This is a genomic window from Paraburkholderia lycopersici, assembly GCF_900096975.1.
Lineage (GTDB): Bacteria > Pseudomonadota > Gammaproteobacteria > Burkholderiales > Burkholderiaceae > Paraburkholderia > Paraburkholderia lycopersici.
Map to the genome: position 1 here is coordinate 1 of NZ_FMYQ01000086.1, position 1,183 is coordinate 1,183.

1 protein-coding gene is annotated in these 1,183 nt (G+C 69.2%); it reads right to left on the reverse strand.

Going from position 1 to position 1,183, the window contains the following annotated elements; genetic code table 11:
- Nucleotide 1 precedes the first annotated feature (1 nt).
- A partial coding sequence (locus BLU17_RS32115; protein WP_092006781.1) for an acetyl-CoA C-acetyltransferase occupies nt 2–1,183 on the reverse strand: 1,182 nt, incomplete at its 5' end.

Genomic DNA, 1,183 nt, shown 5'->3' on the forward strand with positions numbered 1-1,183 from the left:
ATCAGCCGCGTTCGAGCGCGAGCGCCACGCCCATGCCGCCGCCGATGCACAGCGACGCCAGCCCGCGCTTCGCGTCGCGGCGCTGCATTTCATGCAGCAGCGTCACGAGAATCCGGCAGCCCGACGCGCCGATCGGGTGCCCGATCGCGATCGCCCCGCCGTTCACGTTGATCTTCGACGTGTCCCAGCCCATCTGCTTGTTCACCGCCAGCGCCTGCGCCGCGAACGCCTCGTTGATCTCCATGAGATCGAGGTCGTTCACCGACCACCCCGCGCGCTCCAGACAGCGCTTCGATGCCGGCACCGGCCCCATGCCCATCACCTTCGGATCCACGCCCCCGCTCGCGTACGCCTTGATGCGCGCCAGCGGCGTCAGACCCAGCGCCTCGGCCTTCTTCGCCGACATCACCACCACCGCCGCCGCGCCGTCGTTGATGCCCGACGCATTCGCCGCCGTCACCGTCCCTTCCTTGCTGAACGCCGGCTTCAGCCCCGCAAGCGACTCGGCCGTCACGCCGTGACGCACGAACTCGTCGGTGCGGAACTGCAGCGGCTCGCCCTTGCGCTGCGGAATCTCCACCGGCACGATCTCCGCGTCGAAGCGGCCCGCCTTCTGCGCGGCCTCCGCCTTGTTCTGCGAGAGCGCCGCGAACGCGTCCTGCTCCTCGCGCGTGATGCCGTATTCCTTCGCCACGTTCTCCGCCGTCACGCCCATGTGGTAGTGGTTGTACACGTCCCACAGGCCGTCGACGATCATGCTGTCGACAAGCTTCGCGTCGCCCATGCGGAAGCCGTCGCGCGAGCCCGGCAGCACGTGCGGCGCCGCGCTCATGTTCTCCTGGCCGCCCGCCACGACAATGTCCGAATCGCCCGCGATGATCGCGTTGGCCGCAAGCATGACCGCCTTCAGCCCCGAACCGCAGACCTTGTTGATCGTCATCGCCGGCACCGCCGTGGGCAGGCCCGCCTTGATCGACGCCTGGCGCGCCACGTTCTGGCCCGAACCGGCCGTGAGCACCTGGCCCAGGATCACGTCGCTCACCTGCTCCGGCTTCACGCCCGCGCGCTCGAGCGCGGCCTTGATGACCAGCGCCCCCAGCTCGGGCGCCGCCACCTTCGCCAGCGAGCCGCCGAATTTGCCCACCGCCGTACGGGCGGCCGATACGATCACAATGTCAGTCAT